Origin of the sequence: Xanthomonas sacchari (genome assembly GCF_040529065.1) — a bacterium.
In the GTDB taxonomy this organism is placed as follows: domain Bacteria; phylum Pseudomonadota; class Gammaproteobacteria; order Xanthomonadales; family Xanthomonadaceae; genus Xanthomonas_A; species Xanthomonas_A sacchari.
On record NZ_CP132343.1, the window covers coordinates 4,326,532 to 4,352,327 of the forward strand.

The 25,796-nt window shown below is 71.1% G+C and carries 23 protein-coding genes; 12 read left to right on the forward strand and 11 right to left on the reverse strand.

Annotated elements, in window-relative coordinates; genetic code table 11:
- Positions 1–93: 93 nt before the first annotated feature.
- The 3 genes from RAB71_RS18350 (at position 94) to RAB71_RS18360 (ending at position 3,821) form a co-directional block, all read left to right on the forward strand.
- Complete coding sequence (locus RAB71_RS18350; protein WP_010340708.1) at positions 94–1,143, forward strand: LacI family DNA-binding transcriptional regulator; 1,050 nt, start codon at positions 94–96, stop codon at positions 1,141–1,143.
- Positions 1,140–2,444, forward strand: a complete 1,305-nt coding sequence (locus RAB71_RS18355) for a sugar MFS transporter (RefSeq protein WP_010340707.1) — start codon at positions 1,140–1,142, stop codon at positions 2,442–2,444. The genes RAB71_RS18350 and RAB71_RS18355 overlap by 4 nt, the downstream gene beginning before the upstream one ends.
- A gap of 90 nt (positions 2,445–2,534) precedes the next feature.
- Positions 2,535–3,821, forward strand: a complete 1,287-nt coding sequence (locus RAB71_RS18360; protein WP_010340705.1) for an AGE family epimerase/isomerase — start codon at positions 2,535–2,537, stop codon at positions 3,819–3,821.
- A 212-nt stretch (positions 3,822–4,033) separates the two neighbouring features.
- On the opposite strand, the gene rpoD is transcribed toward RAB71_RS18360, so the two are convergent.
- A complete protein-coding gene (gene rpoD, locus RAB71_RS18365) occupies positions 4,034–5,896 on the reverse strand; it encodes an RNA polymerase sigma factor RpoD (protein ID WP_010340704.1) in 1,863 nt (620 codons plus the stop codon).
- Between the two features lie 114 nt (positions 5,897–6,010).
- Complete coding sequence (gene dtd / locus RAB71_RS18370) at positions 6,011–6,451, reverse strand: D-aminoacyl-tRNA deacylase (RefSeq protein WP_010340703.1); 441 nt, start codon at positions 6,449–6,451, stop codon at positions 6,011–6,013.
- Between the two features lie 174 nt (positions 6,452–6,625).
- Between dtd and RAB71_RS18375 the strand changes: the two genes are divergently transcribed.
- Positions 6,626–7,540, forward strand: coding sequence for a lauroyl acyltransferase (locus RAB71_RS18375; protein ID WP_010340702.1), 915 nt, complete (start codon positions 6,626–6,628; stop codon positions 7,538–7,540).
- Positions 7,541–7,566: 26 nt separating this feature from the next.
- Here the strand turns inward: RAB71_RS18375 and RAB71_RS18380 are convergent, their stop codons facing one another.
- The gene (locus tag RAB71_RS18380; protein ID WP_010340701.1) at positions 7,567–8,088 is read right to left on the reverse strand and encodes a GNAT family N-acetyltransferase; all 522 of its coding nucleotides are present in this window, start codon (positions 8,086–8,088) and stop codon (positions 7,567–7,569) included.
- Between the two features lie 287 nt (positions 8,089–8,375).
- Between RAB71_RS18380 and ribA the strand changes: the two genes are divergently transcribed.
- From ribA to RAB71_RS18395, 3 genes are all read left to right on the forward strand, one after another.
- Positions 8,376–9,500 (forward strand): GTP cyclohydrolase II RibA, encoded by a 1,125-nt coding sequence (gene ribA / locus RAB71_RS18385; RefSeq protein ID WP_010340700.1) that lies wholly within the window; start codon positions 8,376–8,378, stop codon positions 9,498–9,500.
- A 153-nt stretch (positions 9,501–9,653) separates the two neighbouring features.
- A complete protein-coding gene (locus RAB71_RS18390) occupies positions 9,654–10,193 on the forward strand; it encodes a PH domain-containing protein (RefSeq protein ID WP_040900815.1) in 540 nt (179 codons plus the stop codon).
- Entirely contained in the window at positions 10,190–11,728 is a 1,539-nt protein-coding gene (locus RAB71_RS18395; RefSeq protein WP_041500538.1) for a PH domain-containing protein, read from the forward strand. The genes RAB71_RS18390 and RAB71_RS18395 overlap by 4 nt, the downstream gene beginning before the upstream one ends.
- Positions 11,729–11,750: 22 nt before the next feature.
- Here RAB71_RS18395 and RAB71_RS18400 read toward each other — a convergent pair whose 3' ends face one another.
- The 8 genes from RAB71_RS18400 to def all read right to left on the reverse strand — a co-directional run bounded on the left by RAB71_RS18400 (position 11,751) and on the right by def (position 20,922).
- Positions 11,751–12,788 (reverse strand): CDP-glycerol glycerophosphotransferase family protein, encoded by a 1,038-nt coding sequence (locus RAB71_RS18400; protein ID WP_010340696.1) that lies wholly within the window; start codon positions 12,786–12,788, stop codon positions 11,751–11,753.
- The gene (locus RAB71_RS18405) at positions 12,788–13,621 is read right to left on the reverse strand and encodes a glycosyltransferase family 2 protein (RefSeq protein WP_010340695.1); all 834 of its coding nucleotides are present in this window, start codon (positions 13,619–13,621) and stop codon (positions 12,788–12,790) included. Before RAB71_RS18405 ends, RAB71_RS18400 begins: the two co-directional genes overlap by 1 nt.
- An 82-nt stretch (positions 13,622–13,703) precedes the next feature.
- The gene (locus tag RAB71_RS18410; protein WP_010340694.1) at positions 13,704–14,978 is read right to left on the reverse strand and encodes an O-antigen ligase; all 1,275 of its coding nucleotides are present in this window, start codon (positions 14,976–14,978) and stop codon (positions 13,704–13,706) included.
- A gap of 54 nt (positions 14,979–15,032) precedes the next feature.
- On the reverse strand, positions 15,033–16,067 hold the full coding sequence (locus RAB71_RS18415; protein ID WP_029561793.1) for a glycosyltransferase: 1,035 nt from the start codon (positions 16,065–16,067) through the stop codon (positions 15,033–15,035).
- 76 nt (positions 16,068–16,143) lie between these two features.
- The gene (locus tag RAB71_RS18420; protein ID WP_010340692.1) at positions 16,144–17,859 is read right to left on the reverse strand and encodes a glycosyltransferase family 39 protein; all 1,716 of its coding nucleotides are present in this window, start codon (positions 17,857–17,859) and stop codon (positions 16,144–16,146) included.
- A 25-nt stretch (positions 17,860–17,884) separates the two neighbouring features.
- The gene (rsmB, locus tag RAB71_RS18425; protein ID WP_010340691.1) at positions 17,885–19,204 is read right to left on the reverse strand and encodes a 16S rRNA (cytosine(967)-C(5))-methyltransferase RsmB; all 1,320 of its coding nucleotides are present in this window, start codon (positions 19,202–19,204) and stop codon (positions 17,885–17,887) included.
- 170 nt (positions 19,205–19,374) lie between these two features.
- Positions 19,375–20,298: a methionyl-tRNA formyltransferase gene (gene fmt / locus RAB71_RS18430; RefSeq protein WP_010340690.1), complete on the reverse strand. Its 924-nt coding sequence runs from the start codon at positions 20,296–20,298 to the stop codon at positions 19,375–19,377.
- Positions 20,299–20,409: 111 nt separating this feature from the next.
- Positions 20,410–20,922, reverse strand: coding sequence for a peptide deformylase (gene def / locus RAB71_RS18435; protein WP_010340689.1), 513 nt, complete (start codon positions 20,920–20,922; stop codon positions 20,410–20,412).
- Positions 20,923–21,060: 138 nt separating this feature from the next.
- Here def and RAB71_RS18440 point away from each other — a divergent pair, with 138 nt between their 5' ends.
- The 5 genes from RAB71_RS18440 (at position 21,061) to RAB71_RS18460 (ending at position 25,672) form a co-directional block, all read left to right on the forward strand.
- Positions 21,061–22,197 (forward strand): LysM peptidoglycan-binding domain-containing protein, encoded by a 1,137-nt coding sequence (locus RAB71_RS18440; protein ID WP_010340688.1) that lies wholly within the window; start codon positions 21,061–21,063, stop codon positions 22,195–22,197.
- Between the two features lie 81 nt (positions 22,198–22,278).
- On the forward strand, positions 22,279–23,433 hold the full coding sequence (gene dprA / locus RAB71_RS18445) for a DNA-processing protein DprA (protein WP_010340687.1): 1,155 nt from the start codon (positions 22,279–22,281) through the stop codon (positions 23,431–23,433).
- A 43-nt stretch (positions 23,434–23,476) separates the two neighbouring features.
- Positions 23,477–23,950 carry a DUF494 family protein gene (locus RAB71_RS18450; RefSeq protein WP_010340686.1) on the forward strand — a complete coding sequence of 158 codons (474 nt, stop codon included), beginning with the start codon at positions 23,477–23,479 and terminating at the stop codon, positions 23,948–23,950.
- A 42-nt stretch (positions 23,951–23,992) separates the two neighbouring features.
- Positions 23,993–24,691 (forward strand): pilin, encoded by a 699-nt coding sequence (locus RAB71_RS18455; protein ID WP_010340685.1) that lies wholly within the window; start codon positions 23,993–23,995, stop codon positions 24,689–24,691.
- A gap of 39 nt (positions 24,692–24,730) precedes the next feature.
- Positions 24,731–25,672: an RDD family protein gene (locus RAB71_RS18460; protein ID WP_010340684.1), complete on the forward strand. Its 942-nt coding sequence runs from the start codon at positions 24,731–24,733 to the stop codon at positions 25,670–25,672.
- Positions 25,673–25,796 lie beyond the last annotated feature (124 nt).

Sequence of the window (25,796 nt, forward strand, 5' to 3'; positions counted from 1 at the left end):
ACAAAGCCACTGCAATGCCTTGCTGCACTGCAAAATGCGGATCCGGTGACGACAGCGCAGGATGAGCGACCTTTTGAACCGGTCTAATGCGCCGTGGCGCCGTCTTTCGCCGACAAACGCGTCACCGTGTCCGACATCGCCGCCGCCTGCGGCGTGTCGCGGGCGACCGTGTCGCTGGTGCTGCGCAACAGCCCGCTGGTGCATGCGGACACGCGCGCGCGGGTGGCGGCGGAGATCGCCCGCCAGGGCTACGTCTACCACCGCGGCGCGGCCAGCCTGCGCGGCCGCGCGTCCAATGCGGTGGCGCTGGTGGTCAACGACCTGGCCAATCCGTTCTTCGCCGAGTTCGCCGGCGGCGTGGACGCGGCGCTGGCCGAGGCCGGCTACGTGATGCTGATGGGCAGCACCGGCGAGTCGCCGGAGCGCCAGCAGACCGTGTTGGCCTCGCTGATCGAACACCACCCCGCGGCGATGATCCTCTCGCCCACCGAGAACACCGACGCGGCGCGGCTGCGCCAGCTGCTGGGGCCGCGCCTGCCGGTGCTGCTGTTCAACCGCGCGCTGGACGGCGACTGGCCGCTGCTGGCGCTGGACAACCGGCGTGGCGCGCGCCTGGCCACCGAACACCTGCTGGCGCAGGGCCACCGTGCCATCGCCTTCTTCGGCGGCCACCGCCAGTCCAGTTCCTGCGCCGAGCGCCGCGCCGGCTACCGCGAGGCGCTGGCCGCCGCCGGCATCGCGGTCGACCCGGCGTGGCTGATCGAATGCGCGCCGACCCGGCTGGAAGCGGCGCGCCAGGCCGGCGCGCTGTGCGCGCGCGACCCGCTGCCGACCGCACTGGTCTGCTACAACGACGTGGTCGCGCTGGGCCTGGCCAGCGGCCTGGCCGAACGTGGTCGCATCGCCGGCCGCGACTACGCGCTGATCGGCTTCGACGACATTCCCGAGGCCGCCGTCGCCACCCCGCCGCTGTCCACCGTCGCCGTCGCCCCGCGCGAGCGCGGCATGCAGGCAGCGCGCCTGGTGCTGGACGCGCTGCGCCACCGCCAGGCCCTGCCTGCGCTTACCATCGCCCCCGCCCGGCTGTGCCTGCGCGCCAGCAGCCGGATCGCCCTCTCGCCCGTTCCCGGAGTCGCTGCATGAGCCGTCGCCCGCTGTCCAACACCGCCGCCATCGCGGTGGTCAGCATGATCTTCTTCACCTGGGGCGGCCTGACCAGCCTCAACGACGTGTTGATCCCGCATCTGAAAGCCGTGTTCCAGATGAACTACGCGCAGTCGATGCTGATCCAGTTCACTTTCTTCGGCGCCTACTTCCTGATGTCGGTGCCGGCCGGCGCGGTGGTGTCGCGGACCGGCTACAAGGCCAGCATCGTCATCGGCCTGGTGGTGGCGGCGATCGGCGCGGCGATGTTCTACCCGGCCGCGCGCCTGCCCTCCTACCCGCTGTTCCTGACCGCGCTATTCGTGCTGGCCAGCGGCATCACCCTGCTGCAGGTGGCGGCCAATCCGTACATCAGCCTGATCGGCGCGCCGGAGAAGGCGCCGAGCCGACTCAACTTCGCCCAGGCGCTGAACTCGCTGGGCACCACCGTGTTCCCGTGGCTGATCGGCCCACTGATCCTGGCCGGCGCGGTGCTCGGCGCCGACCAGATCGCGGCGATGAATCCCGCGCAGTTGTCCGCCTACCGCATCGAACAGGCGCGTACGGTGGAAATCCCCTACCTGATGCTGGCAGGCGGCCTGCTGCTGCTGGCGGTGTTCATGCTGGTCATGCGGGTGCCGTCGCTGCGGGAGGACAAGGATAGCGGCGCCGAGTCGCATCACCGCTTCGCCGACGCGCTGCGCCACCCGCACCTGTTGTGGGGCGTGGTGGCGATCTTCATGTACGTGGGCGCGGAAGTGGCGATCGGCAGCTTCCTGATCAACTACATCTCCGGCCCCACCACCGGCGGCCTCAACGAAGCCGACGCCACGCACCATCTGTCGTACTACTGGTTCGGCGCGATGGTCGGCCGCTTCGCTGGCGCCGCGCTGCTGCAGTTCATCCCCGCGCGCAAGCTGCTGGCGGTGTTTGCCGGCATCGCCGCACTGTTGCTGGTCGTGACCATGGTCAGCACCGGCCACGTGGCGATGTGGAGCGTGATCGCGATCGGCCTGTTCAATTCGGTCATGTTCCCGACCATCTTCACCGTGGCCATCGAACGCCTGGGCGTGCTCACCAGCAAGGCATCGAGCCTGCTGATCATGGCGATCGTTGGCGGCGCCATCGTGCCGCTGGTGCAGGGCCTGCTGGCCGATGCGATCGGCATCCAGCATGCCTTCGTGGTCCCGCTGCTGTGCTACGCCTACATCGTCTGGTACGGCCTGCGCGGTTCGCGCCTGTCGGCGGAGCTGGCGGCGACCGCGCCGACCACCGCGCCGACCGCGCGCGTGATGCACTGATCCACTGATCCGTTCCCGGCACGGCGGCGCACACGCTGCCGCCGTGCGCCGTTGTCTTCCCTTCCCTCACCCAGCTCGCCAGCCAACCGCATGAACCTGCCCGCCACGCCCCTGCCCGACTTCGCCGACGCCGCCGTCCTGCGCGCGCACATCGCCGACACCATGGCCTTCTACCACCCGCGCGCGATCGACCCGGCGGGCGGTTTCTTCCACTATTTCCGCGACGACGGCAGCGTGTACGACGCCGGCCATCGCCACCTGGTCAGCAGCACCCGCTTCGTCTTCAACTACGCGATGGCGGCGATCGAGTTCGCCGACTCGCCGCTGGCCGCCGAGTACCTGGACGCCGCGCGTCACGGCCTGCGCTACCTGCGCGAGCTGCACCGCGATACCGCCAGCGGCGGCTACGTGTGGACCCTGCGCGACGGCGTGGCCGAGGACCGCACCCAGCACGCCTACGGCGCCGCCTTCGTGCTGCTGGCCTACGCCACCGCGAAGAAGGCCGGCCTGGACACCGACGCGTGGATGGACGAGACCTGGCAGTTGCTGGAAACCCGCTACTGGGATGCCGCCGCCGGCCTGTACCGCGACGAGGCCACGCCGGAGTGGACGTTCTCCAGCTACCGCGGCCAGAACGCCAACATGCACCTGTGCGAAGCGCTGATCGCCGCCTACGAGGCCAGCGCCGAGCCGCGCTACCTGCAGCGCGCGCTGCTGCTGGCCGACCACATCACCCGCCGCCAGGCGGCACTGGCCGGCGGCCTGGTGTGGGAGCACTACGACGCCGACTGGCAGGTGGACTGGGACTACAACCGCGACAACCCCAAGCACCTGTTCCGACCGTGGGGCTTCCAGCCCGGCCACCAGGTCGAGTGGTCCAAGCTGCTGGTGCTGCTGCACGGGCACCTGCAGGCGTCCACCGGCACCGCACCGGCGTGGCTGCTGCCGACCGCGCGGCACCTGTTCGACACCGCCCTGGCGCACGGCTGGGACACGCAGCATGGCGGCATCGTCTACGGCTTCGCCTCCGGCACCGAAGAGGCGCCGGTGGTCGGCGTGCCCGACGTGGCCGCGGCGCCGACCTACTTCTGCGACGACGACAAGTACTTCTGGGTGCAGGCCGAAGCCATCGCCGCGGCCTCGCGGCTGCTGGCCGCCACCGGCGATGCCGCGTATCGCAACGCCTACGACAAGCTGTGGGCATATTCCTGGGAGCACCTGGTCGACCACCGCTACGGCGCCTGGTTCCGCATCCTCAGCCGCGACAACCGCAGCTACAGCGACGAGAAGAGTCCGGCCGGCAAGACCGACTACCACACCATGGGCGCCTGCCACGACGTGCTGGCGGTGATGCGCGGCAGCCAGGCGTTCGCGTAAGCGGATGCGACCGGCACAGAGGCGCAGCGATCCTGCGCCCCTGTTGCCCGTTGTAGGAGCGGCTTCAGCCGCGACCAGGCGTTCCCGGTAAAGCCCGGTCGCGGCTGAGGCCGCTCCTACAAGGATGCGGCGCACCGTTCGATCCGGCATCTGCACCCACAAAAAAGCCCCGCACCTGGCGGGGCTTTTTTGTTGCCGCGAACCGCGCTCGATCAGTCGATATCGAGGAAGCTGCGCAGCTGTTCCGAGCGGCTCGGGTGACGCAGCTTGCGCAGCGCCTTGGCCTCTATCTGGCGGATGCGCTCGCGGGTCACGTCGAACTGCTTGCCGACTTCCTCGAGGGTGTGGTCGGTGTTCATGTCGATGCCGAAGCGCATGCGCAGCACCTTGGCTTCCCGCGGGGTCAGCCCGGCCAGCACGTCGCGCACGGTCTCCGACAGGTTGATGTTGGTGGTGTTCTCGATCGGGGACTCCACGTTGGTGTCCTCGATGAAGTCGCCCAGATGCGAATCCTCGTCGTCGCCGATCGGGGTTTCCATCGAGATCGGCTCCTTGGCGATCTTCATCACCTTGCGGATCTTGTCCTCGGGCATGTCCATTTCCTTGGCCAGTTCCTCCGGGGTGGCCTCGCGGCCGTACTGCTGGAGCATCTGCCGGGAAATGCGGTTCAACTTGTTGATCGTCTCGATCATGTGCACCGGGATGCGGATGGTGCGCGCCTGGTCGGCGATCGAGCGGGTGATCGCCTGGCGGATCCACCAGGTGGCGTAGGTCGAGAACTTGTAGCCGCGGCGGTACTCGAACTTGTCCACCGCCTTCATCAGGCCGATGTTGCCTTCCTGGATCAGGTCGAGGAACTGCAGGCCGCGGTTGGTGTACTTCTTGGCGATGGAAATCACCAGGCGCAGGTTGGCCTCGACCATTTCCTTCTTGGCCTTGCGCGCCTTGGCTTCGCCATAGGCCATGGCGCGGCTGATTTCCTTCAGCTCGGCCAGGCTCAGGTAGGTGGCCTGCTCGACCGCCACGGTGGCTTCCTGCTCGGCAATGATCTGGTCCTTGACGTCGCGCAGCGCCGACGACCACTTCTGCTTGCGCTTGAGCGCGTCGTCGACCCAGGCCACGTTGGTCTGGTTGCCTTCCCAGGAACGGATGAAGTCCTTGCGCGGCATGCGTGCCACGTGGGTGGCCAGGTGCAGCACGCGGCGCTCGTGGTCCTTGACCTGGGCCATGGTGTCGCGCAGCTTGCGCACCAGCACGTCGGTCAGCGGCAGCGGCAGCTTCAGGGTGACGAACACCTCGGCGATGTCGTTGCGCAGCTTGGTGACCAGCTTGTGCTCGGCGCCGTTCTTGGCGTGGGCCTTCTTGAACTTGGCGTACTCGGTGGCCAGCACTTCCATGCGCCGCGCGACCTCGGCCGGGTCCGGACCGGTCGGGCCGGCGTCCTCTTCGGCGGTGTCGACGTCCTCGTCGTCATCCTCGTCGGCATCGGCATCGGTGGCGCTGTCGTCGTCGGACACCGCGACCGGCGGGGCCGGCTCTTCCTCGATCAGGTCGTTGAAGCCGACCACGATCTCAGCCAGTCGCTTCTTGCCTTCCTTGTGCTGTTCGTAGTCCTCGAGCAGGGTCTCCACCGCCAGCGGGAACGCGCCCAGCGCGGCCTGCACCTGGCCGAGGCCTTCCTCGATGCGCTTGGCGATGGCGATCTCGCCTTCACGGGTCAGCAGTTCTACTGTGCCCATCTCGCGCATGTACATGCGCACCGGGTCGGTGGTACGGCCGCCTTCGGTGTCGAGCGCGGTCAGCGCCGCGGCGGCTTCTTCGGCCGCAGTGTCGTCGACTTCGCGGTTGCCGGTGTTGCCGTCGTTGAGCAGCAGGGTTTCGGCATCGGGCGCAACTTCATGGACATCGATGCCCATGCCGTTGATCATGCCGATGATGTCTTCGATCTGTTCGGGGTCGACCAGATCGTCGGGAAGATGGTCGTTGACTTCCGCGTAGGTCAGATAGCCCTGTTCCAGGCCCTTGCTGATCAGTTGCTTGATGTCGGATTGCTGGGCAGGACGTTCGTTGGCCATGAGTGCTCGCGCCACCGGCAGGTAGGTGAATGAGTGAACCTAGCATTATAACAGCCCGGACCGCCGCTTGCCGGACGAGGAGCCTGAACGGCTCCGCCAGGAACGCGCCGGCGTCTACGGCCGGAGCAGGAAAGTGACCGGGCCGTCGTTGACCAGGCTGACGATCATATGGGCACCGAAGCGGCCGGTTTCCACCCCTGGCGGGTGCTGCGCGCGGCACACCTCCAGCAATCGGTTGAAGCCGCGTTCAGCCTCGGCCGGCGGCGCCGCTGTGGTGAAACTGGGCCGCATGCCCGAGCCGGTATCGGCAGCCAGGGTGAACTGGCTGACCAGCAGCAGGCCGCCGCCGGTGTCGCGCAGCGACCGGTTCATGCGTCCGCTGTCGTCGGAGAACACCCGGTAGCCGAGCAGGCGCTCGGCCATGCGCCGGATCCTGGCCTCGTCGTCGCCCGGCTCCACCGCCACCAGCGCCAGCAAGCCGGGCCCGATCTGGCCCACGACCTCGCCATCGACGCTGACCGAGGCCTGGGTTACGCGTTGGATCAACGAGAGCATAGGGCGGGGATTGGGGATTGGGGATTCGTTATTGGCCGCGCCGCGACGAACGGTTGCGATCGTGCGGCATCATCGCCGAATGAGCGAGATTGAGAAAGCGATAAGGCACGCAGGCGGCGCGATCCGCGACACCCGTCGGGCAGGCCAGATGCGCCGAGCGGATAAACTGGGCCGATGAAACCCGCCACGCTCGCTTCCCTGCTGTATCGCTGCGCCGCCGCCGTGGCGCGCCTGCCGTGGCCGTGGCTGCGCCGCCTGGCCGACGGCCTGGCCGGGCTGTGGCTGCGCCTGGACGCGCGCGAGAGCCGGGTGGTCCGGCGCAACCTGGAGCTGGCCTATCCGGAGTTGCTGCCCAGTGAGCGCGTCGCCCTGCAGCGCGACGTGCTGCGCTCGACCGCACGGCAGGCGTTCGAGACCCTGACGCTGTGGACCCGGCCGCCGGAACAGAACCTGGCGCGGCTGCGCCTGCGCCACGGCCAGGAGCTGTACGACGCGGCGCTGGCCACCGGCCGCGGGGTGATCGTGGCCGCGCCGCATTTCGGCAATTGGGAGCTGCTCAACCAGTGGCTGGCCTCGCGCGGCGACATCGCCATCGTCTACAAGGCGCCGGAGTCGGCGGTCGGCGATGCCTTCCTGCAAATGGTGCGCAGCGGCGAACGGGTGCGCCAGGTGCGCGCCGAGGGCCCAGCGGTGCGGCAGTTGTTCAAGACGCTCAAGGACGGCGGCGCGGTCGGCATCCTGCCCGACCAGCAGCCCAAGGCCGGCGATGGCGTGTTCGCGCCGTTCTTCGGCGTGCCGGCGCTGACCATGACCCTGGTCAACCGCCTGGCCGAGCGCACCGGCGCGACCGTGCTGTTCGCCTGGTGCGAGCGCGTCGGCAACGACCTGGAGTTCGCCCTGCACGTGCAGCCGGCGCCGCCGGACATCGCCGATGCCGACCCGCTGCGCGCGGCCACCGCGCTCAACGCGGGCGTGGAGCGGGTGGCGCGGCGCGACCCGGCGCAGTATCAGTGGACCTACAAGCGCTACACCCTGCGCCCGGACCCGGCCGAGCCCAATCCCTACGCCACCGAGCGCCATCCGCACTAGGGCACTCGACCCGTGCCGAGCCGGCACTAATCGTCGTGCGGCTGCGCCGGCCCGGCGAGGATGCGCTGGTAGAACGCCAGGTCCAGCCAGCGGCCGAACTTGAAGCCGGCCTCGCGCACCGTTCCGGCGTGCACGAAGCCCAGTTGCTCGTGCAGGGCGATGCTGCCGGCATTGCTGGCGTCGATGCCGCCGACCAGCACGTGCACGCCGCGCGCCTCCGCAGTCTCGATCAGCGCCTGCAACAAACGCCGCCCCGCGCCGCGGCCGCGATGGTCGCGGTGCACGTAGACCGAGTGCTCGACGCTGTACTTGAACGCCGGCCAGGCGCGGAAGGTGCCGTAGCTGGCGAAGCCGACCAGCGTGCCGTCGGCGTCCTCCAGGCCCAGCACCGGGAAGTTGCCGGCGCGCTTGGTCGCGAACCAGGCCGCCATGCTCTCCGGCGGGCGCGGCCGGTAGTCGTACAGCGCGGTGGAGTTGACGATGGCGTCGTTGAAGATCTCCAGGATCGCCATCGCGTGGCGCGGTTCGGTGCAATCGACGAGTTGCATGCGGGCGTGGGGCCGGAGGGACGCGATGCCGCACAGTAGCAAGCAACCGGCGGCGTGTGCACACCCGCCCAACGCCGGCGGCATTGCCGGAAACGCTGCATCCGGTTGCATCGGCGGCGGAGTACGAGCGGGCACAGTGCGTTCCATCGCCCGCGGGCTGGCGGTACAGGCAAAGCGCGCGACAATGGCGCCGGGCGCCATGCGCCTGCCGGCGCCGCGCCGGTGCCGCCGCGACCGGATGCGGCAGCCTTGAAGCGGCGCCGCCGATCCCCCATCTGGAGTCGTGCATGACCAGCCCCACCGCCCCTTCCGCGCACGCCTTCGGCGATCCTGCCGCGATCCGCAGCGAACGCGCGGCATCGGAGTTGCGTGCCGGGCGCCCGGTCCTGCTCGACGACGGCAACGGCCGCACCCGTGCGGTGATGGCGCTGGACAGCAGCACCGAACCGTCCTACCTCGGCTTCGCCGAGGCCACCGGGCAGCGGCACTACCTGTTCGTGACGCCGCCGCGCGCGCAGGTGTTGGGCCTCGATGCGCCGCAGGGCGCGCGCATCGCCCTGGCCGGGCACTCCTACGACGCGCTGGCGGCGCTGGCCTACCTGCGCGACGGCCCGGTGCCGGCGCAGTGGCAGCCCGGCGACGCGCTGGATGCCGGCGCCGCCGAGATCGCGCGCCTGGGCCTGCTGCTGCCGGCGATGGTCGCGGCCGACCTGGGCGCGGACAGCAGCGCCTTCCAGGGCTGCCAGTCGCTGCGCCTGGACGACCTGGAGCACGGTTGCGCCCTCGCCGCCTCCGACAGCTACACCCTGGTCACCCGCACCCAGGTGCCGCTGCGCGACCTGGGCCCTGGCGAATTCGTGGTGTTCCGCGGCGGCGTGGCGCAGCGCGACCAGGTCGCGATCGTGATCGGCCAGCCCGACCTGAGCGCGCCGGTCCCGTTGCGCGTGCATTCCTCCTGCCTCACCGGCGACCTGTTCGGCTCGCTCAAGTGCGACTGCGGCGACCAGCTGCGGCACGGCTTGGCCAAGCTCAAGGCGCTGGGCGGCGGCGTGCTGCTGTACCTGGACCAGGAAGGCCGCGGCACCGGCATCGCCACCAAGATGCGCGCCTACGGCTACCAGCACGACGGCCTGGACACCATCGATGCCGACGCGCAACTGGGCTTCGGCGCCGACGAGCGCCGCTACGGCAGCGCCGTGGCGATGCTGCGCGGACTGGGCATCGGCCGCGTGCGCCTGCTCACCAACAACCCGAACAAGGCCGAGCGCCTGCGCGCGGCCGGCATCGAGGTGACCGAGCGCATCCCGGTCACCGGCACCATCACCGCCGAGAACGAAGGCTACCTGCGCACCAAGGCCGCCCGCGCCGGCCACGCGCTGGACGTGGACGCGCTGCTGCGCGCGGCGCGCTGAACCCACCGCCGCGGCTCGGCACCTTCCACCGCCTGCGCGGATCGGGACGGAAACCGCGCCGCGGACAGCGCACGCCCGCCAGCGCCGCGTTAGGATCGCAGGCCACGCCGCGCGCCCGCGCCCCGAGACCCCGACGTGATCGCACCGCCGCCCATGGACGACTCCCCCGCCGCGCCCGCGCCGAGCGCTTTCGCCGCCACCCCGGCTCCCGCAGACTGGCCGCCGGCCGACTGGCAACCGGTGCCGTTGCGCGGCGCCTGGCTGGCCGCGCTCGGCGGCGGCTGCATGCTCGGGCTGAGCCTGGTGGTTGCCGCCGGCATCGTCGGCCTCAGCCTGCACAGCCTGCATGCGCTGGCCCTGGGCGCCGTGGCGGCGGCGGTGGGCAGCCTGTGCGGCGCCTGGGTCGGCTTCGTCCGCCACCGGCGCATCCGCTGGCGGCTGAATGCCCAGGGCCTGGACGTGTTCCGCGGACGCCTGTGGCAGAGTGAGACGCACGTGCCGATCTCGCGCGTGCAGCACCTGGACCTGCGCCGCGGCCCGCTGGAACGCGCGCTGCGCCTGTCCACCCTGGTCGTGCACACCGCCGGCACCCGGCACACCGCGGTCGCCGTGCCCGGCCTGGACCAGGCCGACGCGCAGCGCCTGCGAGAACGCCTGGCGCACCAGCTCGACCACGACGACGACGCGCTGTGAGCGACCTCGCCGACACCGAGCACGCCACGCCGGTCCGGCGCCTGCATCCGTGGTCGTGGCTGTTCGTGCTGCTGCAGCACCTCAGGCACTTCCTGCTGCCGTTGCTGGCGCTGCTGGTGTTCGGCAGCCGCGACGGCCATCGCGATCACGCCGATCACCTGGTGATGCTGGCGGTGTGCAGCGGGCTGGTGGCGGTGTCGCTGCTGCGCTATCTCACCTATCAGTACCGCATCGGCCACGACAGCCTGAGCATCCGCAGCGGCTGGCTGGAACGCAGCCTGCGCGAGATCCCGTTCGCGCGCATCCACAACGTGGTGGTGCACCAGTCGCTGCTGCACCGGCTGTTCGGCGTGGCCGAGGTGCGCCTGGAATCGGCCGGCGGCACCAAGCCCGAGGCGCAGATGCGGGTGCTGCGGCTGGACCAGGCGCTGGCGCTGGAACAGCAGATCCGCCACCGTGCGCCCGCCGGCGAGCGCGCCGAGGCCGGCGACGACGCGGGCGCCGCGCCCGCCGTGCCGGACAGCGAACTGCTGCTGTCCCTGCCCACCAGCGAGGTGCTGCGCCAGGGCCTGATCTCCAACCGCGGCATGGTGGTGCTGCTCACCGCGTTCGGTGCCACCTACCACCTGTTCCCCGAGCGCATGATCTCCAACGCGATCGAGCACTACGGGCGGCAACTGTTCGGCTACGCCACGCACCTGCAGTTGGGCTGGATGGCCGGCGCGGTGACCTTCGCGCTGATGCTGGCGACGCTGTTGCTGCTGATGCGCGCCTTGTCGATGGGGCTGGCCATCGTGCAGTACCACGGCTTCCGGCTGAGCGAGAGCGAACGCCGGCTGACCGTGGAGCGCGGCCTGCTGACGCGCTTGCGCAGCAGCGTGGCGCGGCGCCGGATCCAGGCCTGGACCCTGCACGAGAGCGTGCTGCAGCGGTTGCTGCGGCGGCGCAGCCTGCACATCGACACCGCGGTGATCCAGTCGCACCATGGGCACGGCCACGACCACGCACTGACGGAACTGGCGCCGCTGGCCACCCCGGCCGCCTGCGATGCGCTGCTGCAGCGGCTGCTGCCGCAGGTCGCCTGGCCGCCGGCACAGTGGCACGGGATCGCCACGCGCCACTGGTGGCGCCTGTCGCTGCCGGCGCTGCTGCTGGTGCCGCTGCTGTGCGCCGGGCTGTGGCCCACGCTCGGCGCCTGGGCCGCATTGGGCCTGCTGTGGCTGCCGTGGTCGGCGTTCAAGTCCTGGCGCCAGGCGCAGCGCATGGGCTATGCGCTGGACGCGCGCTACGTGGCGGTGCGCGGTGGCTGGTGGCGGCGCTGGTGGCGGCTGGCCGAACTGGACAAGTTGCAGACGCTGCACCTGAGCCGTTCGCCGCTGGACCGCTGGTGCGGCACCGCGACGCTGTGGTTGGACACCGCCGGCGCCCGCCACGGCGAACCGCCGCTGCGCGTGCGGCTGCTGCCGGACGCGCAGGCACGGGCGCTGTACCGGCAACTGGGCGCAGCCCTGGCGCAGCGGCGGCTGCGCTGGTGAACGGGTGCAGCAGCGATACGCGTCAGCGACGCGCGCCTCGGCCCCAGTAGCCGATGCGGCGGCGGATCTTCAGCTTGCGCCACAGGTTCAGCGGCTTGCGACGCGGGTTGCGCGCGCCCTCGGCGACGAACTCGTCGATCGCGCGCAGCACGCGCTCGCTGGACTGGCCGTCGCGGTAGGGATGCAGGCCATCGGCGAATTCGCGGATCGCCGCCATCAGTTCCGGCGGCCGCTGCAGCGCGCGGCGGATCGCCGGTTCGAACTGCGCCGGATCGTCGATGTCGATCAGCTGCGGCCCCGGACGCCGGTTCTTGAAGGTCACCACCGGCTTGTAGGTGAGCAGGAACTCGTTGAGCGCGGACGAGGTGTCCGAGCACATCATGTCCACCTGCGGGAACAGCTCCAGGATGTTGTCGTTGTCGGCGAAACGCAGGTACTCGCTCTCCAGCGCGCGGTAGCGCGCGACCATCGCCGGGTCCATCTTCGGATGGAAGGTGACGATCCAGCGCCATTCGCCGCTGCGCGAAAGCCGCGCGACCTCGTCGTAGAGGATGCCGGCCGCGCTCCACGACGGTGAGAACGTGGAGTGGTACAGGATCACTGGCGGCTGCCGGACCGGCGCCAGTTCCGCGCCGATCTCGCGCATGAACGGATCGATCTTGGGGAAGCCGGTCTCCTTGACCGCGAAGTGGCCGAGCTTGCGTGCCAGCGCGCCGAACGCGGCGGTGTCGCGCGGGCCGGTGGTGCAGTACAGGTCGAAGAAGCCGCGTACGTAGATGTGCCGCGGCTTGCCGGCGTCGAAGCCGTGGAAGGTCTCGACCTTCACCCCGGGGAAGAAATGCGGCACCGCGTTGCTGGAGGTGATCACCGCGTACGGATCCCACGCCAGCACCTCCTCCACCGTCGCCAGGTGGCGCTCGTCGGCGCTCAGATCCTCGGCGCCGGGACCGTCGAAGAACCATGCCGCCTGGTCGCCGCGTGCGCGGATCGCCGCCTGCAGCGGGCGCAGGATCGCCAGCGCGTAGCGCTCGGACCCGTATAGCAGATAGTGCTTGCTCATCAGTGCTCCAGATCGTGCCGTTGCAGTTGCGCCCGCGCCTGCTCCACCGAGGCCGGGTTGATCTGCATCTCGTAGTAGCGCATGCGCTTGTACAGCGCGTAGCTGGCCGCGGTCTGCGCCACCACGAAGCCGCGCCAGCCGTCGAGGAAGGCCAGCCGCAGCAGATAGTCCTTGAGGAAGGCGCCGGCGAACACGAACGGGCTCTGCCACATTCTCACCGGCTTGCGCTTGTCGCGCCAGCCGAGCGCCTTGAGTTCGGCGTAGCGCAGCACCTTGAGTTGCTTGTGCACCAGGGTCGGGTTGTGCAGATGGTTGAACGGCGGTGCGAACGCGGCGCTGGCGCCGTCGAAGCGCAGCGATTCGTGCACCCGCGCATCGCTCCAGCGCGCGCGGCCGCGGTGGTACAGCCGCGCCAGGCGCTCGCCGACCATCGGTTTGTACCAGCGCATCGGCGCGCCCATGTACCAGGTGCTGCGGCGCAGCCACACCGCGTCCACGCGGTCCTCGGCGAGCAGTTGCGGCAGCCGCGCCTGGCATTCGGCGCGCAGCGCGTCGGACAGGAACTCGTCCGCATCCAGTACCAGGATCCAGTCGTGCGCGGCCTGGGTGGAGGCGAAGTTGCGCTGCGGGCCGAAGCCCAGCCAGGCCTGCTCGACCACGCGCGCGCCGTGCGCGCGGGCGATCGCCACGGTGTCGTCGGTGCTGCCGCAGTCCACCACCAGCTTGTCGGCGGCGAACGGCACGCTGTCCAGGCAGCGCGCGATGTTGGCGGCCTCGTTGTAGGTCATCACCACCAGGCTCAGCGGCAGGGTGGCGGCGGCAGCGTCGGCCATGGCGCGCGGTATCCGGAAGTCAGGCGCGGTGCCGGCGGTCGGCGCCGGGCGCCGTGCCGCCCGGCGATGCGGGATCGGCAGTCTACCGGCTTCGCGTGGCGCCTTCAGCGCCCGATGCCGGCTCCGCCTCGCGCGCGGCCAGCCCGATCAGCACGCCCACCAGGGCGACGTAGAAACCGGTGCTCACCTGGTGCGCGAACATCGACTGGGTCATGCCGCACAGGACGTAGGCCACCACCACCATGATCCCGGCCGCCGCCGCGCCGTGGAAATGCGGCTGCGGCCGGCGCCGGTACAGGCGCAGCAGCAGCCACAGCGGCACCCCGTACACCATCAGGATCAGCACGGTACCGGGCAGGCCCTGGGTCGCGCTCCACTCGGCCAGGTCGTTGTGCGCATGGCCCAGGTGGCAGCGTTCGACAAAGCCCTTGCGGCAGTCGGGCAGGCGCAGCATGGCGTTGTCGAAACGGCCCACGCCGACCCCGACCACGGGGTGTTCGACGAAGGTCGCCGCCGCCACCTGCAGGCGTTCGATGCGCGCGCCGGCCGAGGAATCGCTGTCGCCGCGTTCGTAGCGCTGCACGTCGTGGTGCAGTTCGGCCAGGCGGGTCTGCTTGGTCAGCGCCGGCACGCTCAGCACCAGCACCGCCGCCAGCCCGGTGCACGCGCCCAGGATCATCAGCCGGGTCGCGCCGTCGCGCCAGCGCAGGCACAGCGCGCTGACCACCAGCAGCAGCAACACGCCCAGCCACACGCCGCGGCTACCGCTGAGCAGGATGACGATGCCGCCGGCCACCACCGCGGCGGCGGCCCACGGCCACTGGCCGCGCGGCCGGCAGAATACCGCCAGCACCATCAGCATCAGCACTACGTCGGCCAGCACGATGGCGTTGGTCCAGCCCTCGGCACGCGGCTGGCCCTGCAGTACCTGCACGCTGGCCAGCACCAGGGCGGCGAGGATGCCGAGCAGCGCGCCCCACCACAGCAGGCGCTGCGGCGGCCGCAGCGCATAGGTCCACAGTGCCGCCCACGGCAGCACCAGGAAGCGGGTGCGGTTGTCGATGTCCTTCAGCGGCTGGCCGAAGTACAGCACCGAGCACAGCGACAGCCCGATCACCAGCAGCGCCAGGATCCACAGCCAGCGCAGCGACGGCTGCATCGGCGCCACCGCCTGGCGCAGCTGCGGCAATGCCAGCAGGCTGGTCGCCAGCAGCAGCAGGCCGAACGGCAGCAGGCCGCTGGGCATGCTGATCACCAGCGCCGGCAGGCACAGCAGCGCGAGCGCCGCGCCTCGCTCGGCCAGGGACTGGCGCGAGAACGCGGAAACGGCATGGCGTGGCGCGATGGGCTGGGACATCAAGGAGGGAAGCCGTCGGGGTGGGGGTGGTCGGCGATGATCCGGGGCGCTTCCCTAACCCGGCCTGACCTGTTCGCGATCGGCGCCGCGGCTGGCCGGTGCGGCGGGCGGCGGCGCCTCCCCGAGCAGATCGGACACGGCCGCGCGCAGGCGCTCGCCGAACTCGCGCCGGCGCGTCTCGAAGAAGCCGCGCGCGGCGGTGCCCAGGGCGTCGCACTGCATCGGCGACAGCGCCAGCGCCTGCGCCATCGCCTGTTCGAGGCCGGCGGCCTCGATCCGGTAGCGCACGCCGAAATTGTCCGGCCCCTCGCCGACCGGATCGATCAGCACACCGCGCTCGGCGCTCACCAGTTCGTTCATCGGCGCGCCGTTGGTGGTGATCACCACCGCGCCAACGCTCAGCGCTTCCATGATGTAGTGGCCGAAGCCCTCCACCTCGGAGGGGCACAGGTGGAAGCGGTGCGCATTCTGCAGCCGCCGCAGTTCCTGCTGGTCGAGGTAGCCGGTCAGGTAGTCGATGTTCTCGGCCTCGATCGGGTGGGACTTCTTCGCGCTCTGCACCACCGTCAGCCGCGGCCACTCGGGGTGCCGCGCCCAGGTCTGCAGCAGCAGCGCCGTGCCCTTGGCCGAACTGCGCCCGGCCACATGCAGGCAGGCGCGTTCGCGCGGGACCTCAGGACGGTAGCAATCGTCGCTGCAAAAGCCGATGAAGGCGGTCGGCGCCATGGTGGAGAACCGCTGTTCGGCCTGGCGGGTCTTGCACAGCACCTGGGCGAAGCGCGGCAGGCAGCGCAGCCACTTGTGCCGGAACCATTCCGGATTGGGGATCAAGGCATTGCGCAGGCCGCTGCCCAGGCAGCGCGGATACACCCGCTCCAGGAAGATCTGCAGGTCGGCGCGCCCGAACAGCAGGCTGCGCAGGAACAGGCGCAGTTCGCGCAGGCGATTGGCCATGCGCACGGTGCCGAAGCCCAGCACCTCCACGCGGTAGCGGCCGGTCTCGCGCAGCAGGTCGGCAACCACCTGCAGGTCGCGGCTGAGGCCGCCGCCATTGTCGCGGCTGATCACCCGAATCAGGGGAGACGGCATGCGCGCTCCCCGGCCCGCGCGACGCGCTGGCCGCCACCGGCAGTCGCAGCACACCGCCGGGGTGCGCGGGTGCGGCTCATTCGAAGCGGTCCTTGTCCTGCTCGCGCAGGCGGTCGCGGTCGTCCTGGGTGACCACGCAGTGGCCGTGCACGGCGCTGGCCGGGACCAGCCACCAGTCGCGCCGGTTGGACACGCCGGCCAGGATGCTGGCGTTGCGGTCGACGCAGCCCAGCATCGCCGCTTCCTGCACCAGCAGCCAGCGCCGCTGCGGCGCCTGCGCCTGCCAGGCGATGCCGCGACGCAGTTGCTCGTCCCAGGGCACCACGAAGCCGAAGGTCGTGGCCGGGCGATCGGCCATCAGCAGGTTCTGCTCCTTCCAGGCGACCAGGCCGAGTTCGGCCTGCGGGCCGATGCGGCGCCCCACCGACTCCATCACGCCGCGCGCGGAACTGGACATGTTGATGAGCGGGTACACCAGCAAGCCGGCCATCACCCAGACCATGGTCAGGGTCGAGACCGTCGCCAGTTCCGGGCGGCGCCGCGCGAACGCGGCCAGGCTGGCCACGCCCCACAGGCCGATCGCCAGCAGGATCCAGGCCAGCACCTGCACGGTGGCCAGGTCGATGCCGCGGTCTTCCATCATCTTCGCGCGGAAGCCGTGCCCCAGCAGGATCGCCGCGCCCACGCCGCCCAGCGCCAACGTCAGCAGCGTGGTGAACGCCAGCAGCAGGCGCTTGATCCCGGGCTTGCGCAACAGCCCTGGAATGAGCGGCCCCATCGCCAGGCACAGCATCGGCAGCGCCGGCAGCACGTAGACATCGCGCTTGCCGGTCGGGATCGAGAAGAACAGCACCACCAGCGCCCACCAGGCCAGCGGCAGCAGGTAGCGCGCGTCGCGCCGACGCAGGCGCCGCGCCCAGGCGGGGATCGCCCACGGCAACGCCAGCAGCACCGGCAGCCACATGCTCGGCATCACCCCGAAGAAATACAGCGGCCCGTGCGCGTGGTCCCAGGACTTGGCGTAGCGCCCGGCGGTCTGCCGGAACAGGATGTCATTGAGGTAGGCGCGGTACTCGGGCGCGTTGCTCGACAGCGCGGTGGCGACCATCGGCACCAGCCAGATCGACACCGCCGCCAGGAACGCCAGCGGCCCCAGCCAGAAGCGCGGATCGCGCAGGCCGACCCGCACCCCGCGCCAGTGCGCCAGCGACGCCGCCGCGGCCGGCAGCAGCATCAGCAGCGCCAGCACGCCCACGCCCTTGGTGATCGTGCCCAGGCCGGCGGCGAACCAGCCCAGCGCCCACAACCGCCAGTCCGGCCCGCGCAACAGGTGGCGCAGCAGCGCGTAGTTGGCCAGGGTGATGAAGAACACCACCAGCGGATCGATCTGCGCCTTCTTCGCCTGGTAGGTGAAGTGGAACGCGAACAGCAGCGCGTAGGCCGCGTACATGCCGACGCGACGCGTCCACAGGCGCCGGCCGAGATCGTAGACGCAGGCCAGCGTGCCCAGCCCGGCCAGCAGCGACGGCAGCAGGAACGCCACCCGCCAGTTGCCGAACAGCGTGTAGAAGCTGGCCTGCAGCCACATCAGCATCGGCGGCTTGTCCGAGTACAGCTCGGTGCCGCGGTGCGGGAACAGCCAGTTGCCGCTCTCCACCATCTGCTTGGCGACCAGCGCGAAACGCGGTTCGTCGGCCGGATGCGGATCGCGCAGGCCCAGGCCGGCGCCGAGCACCAGCACCGCCAGGATGGCCAACAACCAGAATTCTCGGGAGGCGCGGGTCTTCAGCATGGGAAGCGATGATACCGGCGCCGGTTCATGCCGTCTTGCGGAACCGCGCGTAGTAGAAACCGTCGCAGTCCTGCTCGCCGGGGAAGCGCTGGCGGCCGCCGCCGGAGGCATGCCCGCAGGCTTCGCCCGGGTCCTCCAGCGCCGCACCAGGCTGCCGCGCCAGCAAGGCCTGCACCTGCCGCGCGTTCTCGTCCTGCAGCAGCGAACAGGTGGCGTAGACCAGCACCCCGCCCGGCCGCAGCACCTGCCAGGCGGCGTCGAGCAGGCGCGCCTGCAGCGCCTGCAGCGCCACCACGTCCTCGCGCCGGCGGTGCAGCAGCACGTCCGGCTGGCGGCGCACGATGCCGGTGGCCGAACACGGCGCGTCGAGCAGCACCGCGTCGAACGGCACCCCGTCCCACCAGTCCTGCGGCTGCGCCGCGTCGGCGACCTGCAACTGCGCCTGCGCGCCGGCGCCGGTGCGTGCGAAGGTCTCGCCGACCCGCGCCAGGCGCCGCGCGTCCACGTCCAGCGCGGTCAGGCGCAGACTGGGATCGCGTTCGAGCAGGTGCGCGGACTTGCCGCCGGGCGCCGCGCAGGCGTCGAGCACGCGCGCACCCGGCGCTGGCGCCAGCACGTCGGCGACCTGCTGCGCCGCACCGTCCTGCACCGACACGCGCCCCTCGGCGAAGCCCGGCAAGGCGCCCACCGCCAGCGGCGTCTCCAACCGGATCGCGTCGGCCAGCAGCGGCGAGGCCTGCGCGGCGATACCGGCCGCGGCCAGTTCCTGCAGATAGGCGTCGCGGGTGCCGCGTTGGCGGTTGACCCGCAGCCACAGCGGCGCCGGCTGCTGGCTGGCGGCGAAGATCGCCTCGGCCTGCTGCGGCCAGTCGGCGCACAGCGCATCGCGCAGCCACAACGGCCAGCCCGCGTCGGCAGCGACCGCCGGCAGCCCGTCGCGCAGCGCGCGCCGCAGCAGCGCGTTGACCAGCCCGGCCTGGCGCGGCCGATCCAGCGCGCGCGCTGCCTCCACCGTCGCCGACAGCGCCGCATGCGCCGCCAGACCCAGCGCATCGAGCTGGGCGAAGCCGGCCAGCAGCAGACCGCGCAGTTCGGCGTCGCGCTGCGGCAACTGCTTCTGCAGCCACATGCGCAGCGCGGCCTCGTAGGCCGGTCGGCGGCGCAGCACGGCGAAGCAGATCGCCTCCACCAGCGCGCGGTCGCGCGGATCCGGCAATGTCGGCAGCGCGGCGGCCAGTTCGGCCTTGAGCGAGCGGCCGCGGTCGATCACCGCGGTCAGCACGCGGGCGGCAAGCACCCGCGGGGCCACGCCCGGCGGCCACGCAGCGTTGGGCGTCGCGGTCATCGGCGTGCGCTCCAGGCCGGGCCGCCGCTTCGTGCGCATGCCACGCGGTGATCGCCCACGCGGATGGCGCGCAGGCGCGGCGCGGTGGACGCGCGTCCACGCCTCGGCGAGGACGCGGCTACAGACGCGCCTGCCAGGCCCGACACGGCGTACGCAGGCATGCCGACGCCTTACGCCAGGACCGGCAGGTCGCGCCGCGCGTTGAGGTAGTCGGCGGCGGTGATCGCCTTGCCACCGTCGCGCTGCAGCACGCGCAGGCGCAGCGCGCCCTGGCCGCAGGCGATATCGATGCCCTGTCTGGACGCGGTCAGCACCGTGCCCGGCGGTTGCCCGTGGGCCAGGTCCAGCGCGATCGCGCCGTGCACCCGCACCCGCTCGCCCGCCAGCACCGCCTCGGCGACCGGCCACGGATCGAAGGCGCGCACCTGCCGCGCCAATTGCGCCGCCGGCTGCTGCCAGTCCAGCCGCGCCTGCGCCTTGTCCAGCTTGTGCGCATAGGTGACGCCGGCCTCCGGCTGCGGCTGCGCCACCGGGCGCAGACCGGCACGCAGCAGGCCCAGGCCATCGGCCAGCACCTGCGCGCCCAGTGCGGCCAGGCGATCGTGCAACTGGCCGCCGGTCTCGTCGGCGCCGATCGGGGTGCGCTGCGACAGCAACACCGGGCCGGTATCCAGCCCCGCTTCCATCTGCATCAGGCACACCCCGGTCTCGCTGTCGCCGGCCTCGATCGCGCGCTGGATCGGCGCGGCGCCGCGCCAGCGCGGTAGCAGCGAGGCATGCACGTTCCAGCAGCCATGGGTCGGGATCGCCAGCACCGCCTTGGGCAGGATCAGCCCGTAGGCCACCACCACGATCAGGTCCGGCTGCAGCGCGCGCAGCGCCTGCAGCGTCTCCGGCGAACGCAGCGTCTGTGGCTGCAGCACCGGGATGCCGCGCGCCACCGCCTCCAGCTTGACCGGCGACGGGGTCAGCCCGCGGCCGCGCCCGGCGGGCCGGTCCGGCTGGGTGTAGACCGCGACCACTTCATGGCGCTGCGCAGCCGCGCGCAACGACGGCACGGCGAAGTCCGGCGTACCGGCGAAGACGAGTTTCATGGAGGCTGGGAACCGGGAATGGGGAATGGGGAATGGGAAAAGCGCGCGGACCCGGAAATGGCTCGGGCACCGCGCTTACGATTCCCGTTTCTCCATTCCCGGTTGCCGGCCTCACGCCACGTGCTTGCGCGCCTTGGCCAGCTTCTTGCGCACCATTTCGCGCTTGAGCGGGGACAGGTAGTCGACGAACAGCTTGCCGTCGAGGTGGTCCATCTCGTGCTGCACGCACACCGCCAGCAGGCCGTCGGTGCTCAGTTCCTGCGGCTGGCCCTGGCGGTCCAGGTAGCGCACGGTGATGGCGTCGGCGCGGGTCACGTCGGCGTAGATGCCGGGGACCGACAGGCAGCCTTCCTGGTACACCTGTTCGCCGTCACGCTGCACGATCTGCGGGTTGATGAACACCTGCGGGGCGTTCTTCTCCTCGCTGACATCGATCACCATGAAGCGCTTGTGCACGTCCACCTGGCTGGCGGCCAGGCCGATGCCGGGCGCGTCGTACATGGTCTCGAACATGTCGTCGAGCAGGCGTTGGAAGGCCGCGGAGGTGACCTCGGCGGCGTCGACCGGCACCGCCTTGGTGCGCAGGCGCGGGTCGGGGAATTCGAGAATGGGGAGCAGGGCCATAGCGGTACCCAAGATGGGGGCGCCGGACGATTCGGCAAGGCCTGCGAATTCTACCCGTTTCTGCGCGCGGCGCTTGCGCCCGCACCAGGGTTCTGCACTATAGTGCGCCAACCTGTTGGGGAATCAGGCTCCGCGCTCATGTTCAATCGACTCCGTACGGTCGTCGCCGTGGCGATGCTCACCGTGGCGACCTACGCTGCTTCCGCCAGCATGGCCGCCGAACACCCCGACACCTACGTGGTGCGCAAGGGCGATACGCTGTGGGACATCGCCGGGCGTTTCCTCGGCAAGCCCTGGCTGTGGCCGGAGATCTGGCAGGCCAATCCGCAGGTGCACAACCCGCACCTGATCTACCCCGGCGACGTGCTGAGCCTGGCCTACCTGGACCGCGTGGCGCACGCCGAGGTCAAGCCGGGCCCGCGCCAGGACGCCCCGATCGACGCGATCCCGCTGGCGCAGGTGGAGCCGTTCCTGAAGAACCTGCGCGTGGTCGACCGCATCGACGACCTGCCCTACGTGGTCGGCACCGAAGACAACCGCCTGCGCGCCACCGACGGGCAACTGGTCTACGCGGTCGGTCTCGGCCAGGCCCAGGCCGGGCAGCGCTACGCCGTGGTCCGTCCGACCGTGCGCTACCTGCTGCCCAAGCTCAGCGACGACCTCAACGCCGAAGGCCGCAGCACCCCCGGCAGCGGCAACCTGTGGCAGACCTTCGTGCCGCCGGACAAGCGCCGCGAGACCCTCGGCTACGAACTGGCCCAGGTCAACATCGGCACCGTCGCCCGGGTCTCCCCCGACGGCCGCCAGGCCACCGCCCTGCTGCTGCAGGACAACGCCCGCGAAGTGCGCGCCGGCGACCGCCTGATCCCGGTCGAGGCGCAGCCCTACGACCTGCAGTTCGTGCCGCATCCGCCGTCCGAGCAGGCGCTGGCCGCCGGCCTGCGGGTACTGGCGGTGGCCGACGCGTTCAGCGCGGCCGGTCCGCGCGACGTGATCGCCATTTCCGGCGGCCGCCGCGAAGGCATCGACAACGGCACGGTGGTGTCGCTGTGGCGCCATGGCACCCGGGTCAACGACCGCGTGCGTCACCCCAATACCTCGCGCGCCGACGACGGCTTCACCGGCGGCAGCGGCACCACGGTGGCGCTGCCGGACGAGTACGCCGCGCACGCGATGGTGTTCCGCACCTTCGACAAGGTCAGCTACGCGCTGGTGATGGATGGCATCAAGCCGACCCGGGTCGGCTACGACGTCAAGCACCCCGACGCACGCTGACCCGCCACCGGGGAGTCCCCCTACAGCGATTGCAGACGGCGCCCGAGGGCGCCGTCTGCGTCTGCGGCCTAGCCTGGGCGCATGTCCCATTCGGCCACCACCTCCTTCGACGCACCCGCCGATCCGGCCCTGCTGCTCCTGTCGCTGGCCGGCGGCGCCAGCGCCCCGCGCCGGCAGTTGCTGGAGCGGCATGGCAGCCCGGCGGCGGCGCTGGCCGCCGGTCCCGCCGCCTGGCATGCCGCCGGCCTGGATGCGGCGCAGATCGCCGCGCTGCAGCGTCCCGATCGCGCCGCACTGGACACCGCCGAACGCTGGCTGGCGCAGCCGGGCCGGCACCTGCTCGGTTGCCACGATCCCGACTACCCCGCCCTGCTGCGGCGCACGCCCAACCCGCCGCTGGCGCTGTACGTGGACGGCGACCCGATGGCGCTGTGGCATCCGGCGGTGGCCGTGGTCGGCAGCCGCGCCCCCAGCGCAGGTGGCCGCGACAACGCCTATGGCTTCGCCCTGGCCCTGGCCGCGGCCGGCTTCGCGGTGACCAGCGGCATGGCCAGCGGCGTGGATGCCGCCGCGCACCGGGCGGCGCTGTCGCGCGCCGACGGACTGACCGTGGCGGTGGTCGGCACCGGTCCCGACCTGGCCTATCCGCGCCAGCATGCCGCCCTGCGCAACCAGATCGCCGAACGCGGCGCGGTGGTCAGCGAGCATCCGCCCGGCACCCCGGCGCGGGCGGGCCACTTCCCGGCGCGCAACCGCATGATCGCCGGGCTGAGCCTGGCGACCCTGGTGATCGAGGCCGCCACCCGCTCCGGCGCGCTGATCACCGCGCGGCTGGCCGCCGAAGCCGGGCGCGAGGTGTTCGCCCTGCCCGGCTCGATCCACAACCCGCTGGCACGCGGCTGCCATCGGCTGATCCGCGACGGCGCCGGGCTGGTGGAACGCGCCGAGGAGGTCGTGGACGGCGTCGCCCCGCTGGCCGCCGAACTGGCCGACGCCTTGCGCGGGCGCCTGAACGCCCCCACACAGGGAGCCAGCACCGCGCGCGGCGCCACGCCGGCCTTCTCCGACCCCGACTACCAGCGCTTGTGGCAGGCGCTGGGCCACGACCCCATCTGTATGGATTCAGTCATCGCACGCAGCGGATTGACGGCCGCAGCGGCGTCCTCCATGCTGCTGGCCATGGAACTGGATGGCTACGTGGCGGTCGAACGCGGTCGTTACACCCGCAAACCCTAGTTTCTTCACCTCCACAGCGTCTCGCGACGCAGGCCGAGGGGCAATGAAAGAGAGCATTCTGGATGTCCTGCTGTACCTGTTCGAACACTATTTCAGCGAAGACGCGGATCCGGTCCGCGATCGCGACTCCCTCCAGAATGGCCTGATCCAGGCCGGTTTCAGCCCCACCGAGATCAGCAAGGCGTTCGACTGGCTCGACGCCCTGGCCGACCAGCGCCCGGCCGTGGCGCAGCCGCGCATCGACGGTCCGATCCGCATCTACCACGGCCCGGAACTGGACAAGCTCGACGTGGAATGCCGCGGCTTCCTGCTGTTCCTGGAGCAGCACGGCATCCTCGACAGCGACCAGCGCGAACTGGTGCTGGACCGGGCCATGGCCCTGGACCAGGACGAACTGGACCTGGACGACCTGAAGTGGGTGGTGCTGATGGTGCTGTTCAATCAACCCGGTGCCGAGGCGGCGTACGCGTGGATGGAAACGCAGATGTTCGTCGACGAGCCGGAGCCGGTCCACTGAGCCGCTGACGGTCGCGCACGGATGCACGAAGACACCTCCCCATTGGCGGTCTGGTATTACGTCGATGCCGCCCGCGAGCGGCATGGGCCATTGCCGGCGTCGGCCCTGCTGGAACGCCTGCACGACGGCCGCCTGCAGCGCGACACCCTGGTCTGGCGCGAAGGCCTGCCGGAGTGGCGGCCGCTGCATGCGCTCGCCGCCGAACTGGGCCTGCCCGAGGCCCCCATCCCGCCACCGTTGCCGCCGCCGCTCCAGGCCGCCGCTCCCGCAGGCCCCGCGGCGGCCCCGCCACGCAGCGGCCTGTCCGGCTGCGCGATCATGGCCATCGTCGGCGCCGTCGCCGGCGTGCTGCTGGTGGCCTTCCTCGGCATCGGCGCGGCGATCGCCCTGCCTGCCTACCAGGACTACATGGCACGCGCGAAGGTCGCGCAGGCGCTCGGCACCCTGGCGCCCTTGAAGGACCAGATCGGCGCGTTCACGGCGCAGGAGCACCGTTGCCCGGTGAACGGCGACACCGGCTTCGGGACGCCGCAGAGCTATGCCGGCGACGCCATCGCGCAGGTGCGGATCGGCCGCTTCGACAACGGCCACTGCGGCCTGGAAGCCACGCTGCACCTGCCCGGCACCAAGCGCCTGGATGGCAAAGCGCTGTGGCTGGACTACGATGAGCGCACGTCGGCCTGGAACTGCAGTTCCGACCTGGACGATCGCGTCCTGCCGGTCCACTGCCGCGGCGGCTGACCGGCGCACCGTTTTCGACTGCAACTCCCGGGGAACAGAATGACTGAGTGGTACTACGCCGATGCGGCGCAGCAGCGCCATGGCCCGCTGGCGGCCGCCGACCTGCAACAGCGCTTCCAGCGCAGCGAGATCGGGCTGTCCACCCTGGTCTGGCGCGAAGGCCTGAGCGAATGGCGCACCCTGGCCGAGTTCGTCGACGAGCTCAGCCTGGCCCAGGCGCCTCCCCCGGCACCTGCGCTGCCCCCCTCGGAGATCGGTACGGACGTGCCGCCGCCCGCCCCTCCCCCGGCCGTGCCCGACGCCTGGACCGCGCCCGCCGCGGCGGCGTCGCCCTACGCGGCGCCCAGCGCCATGCTGGACAGCGGCGCGCGGGTGGTCGGCGGCGGCGAGGTGGTGCAGGCCGGGTTCTGGAAGCGCGTGGCCGCCTACCTGATCGACGCGTTCCTGGTCGGCATCGTCTCCAACGTGATCCAGTTCGTGGTGATCCTCGGTTTCATGGGGGTCAACCGCGTCGGCAGCGAGCCCAACTTCACCTCCGCCGCCGGCATCATCATGTTGCTGATGATGTACCTGGTGCCGCTGGCGATCTCGGCGCTGTACTACGGCCTGTTCCACGCCTCCACCAAGCAGGCCACGCTGGGCAAGATGGCGGTCGGCATCAAGGTGGTGCGCACCGATGGCAGCCGCATCACCGTGGCCCGCGGCATCGGCCGCTATTTCGGCTTCATGCTGAGCGGCCTGACCGTGGGCATCGGCTACCTGATGGCGGCCTTCACCGAGCGCAAGCAGGCCCTGCATGACATGCTCTGCGACACCCTGGTGGTGGACAAGTGGGCCTACACCGCCCACCCGGAATGGCAGCAGCGCAAGCTGGGCACCGTCACTGTGGTGATTCTGTCGCTGTTCGGCCTGATGATGGCCGGCGCGCTGTTGGTGGTGATCCTGGCGATCGGCATGGCCGCCAAGGGCGGCTGGCACTGAGCCCGGCGGCCTCCGGGGGCCGCGCGGCGGCCCGTCAGGCCGGCGCCGGCTTGACAGCGGGAGCCGGACATGTCCACTAATAAATAAGCGCCGTTGCTGAACGCCCGGGGGTTCCGCCCCGGGC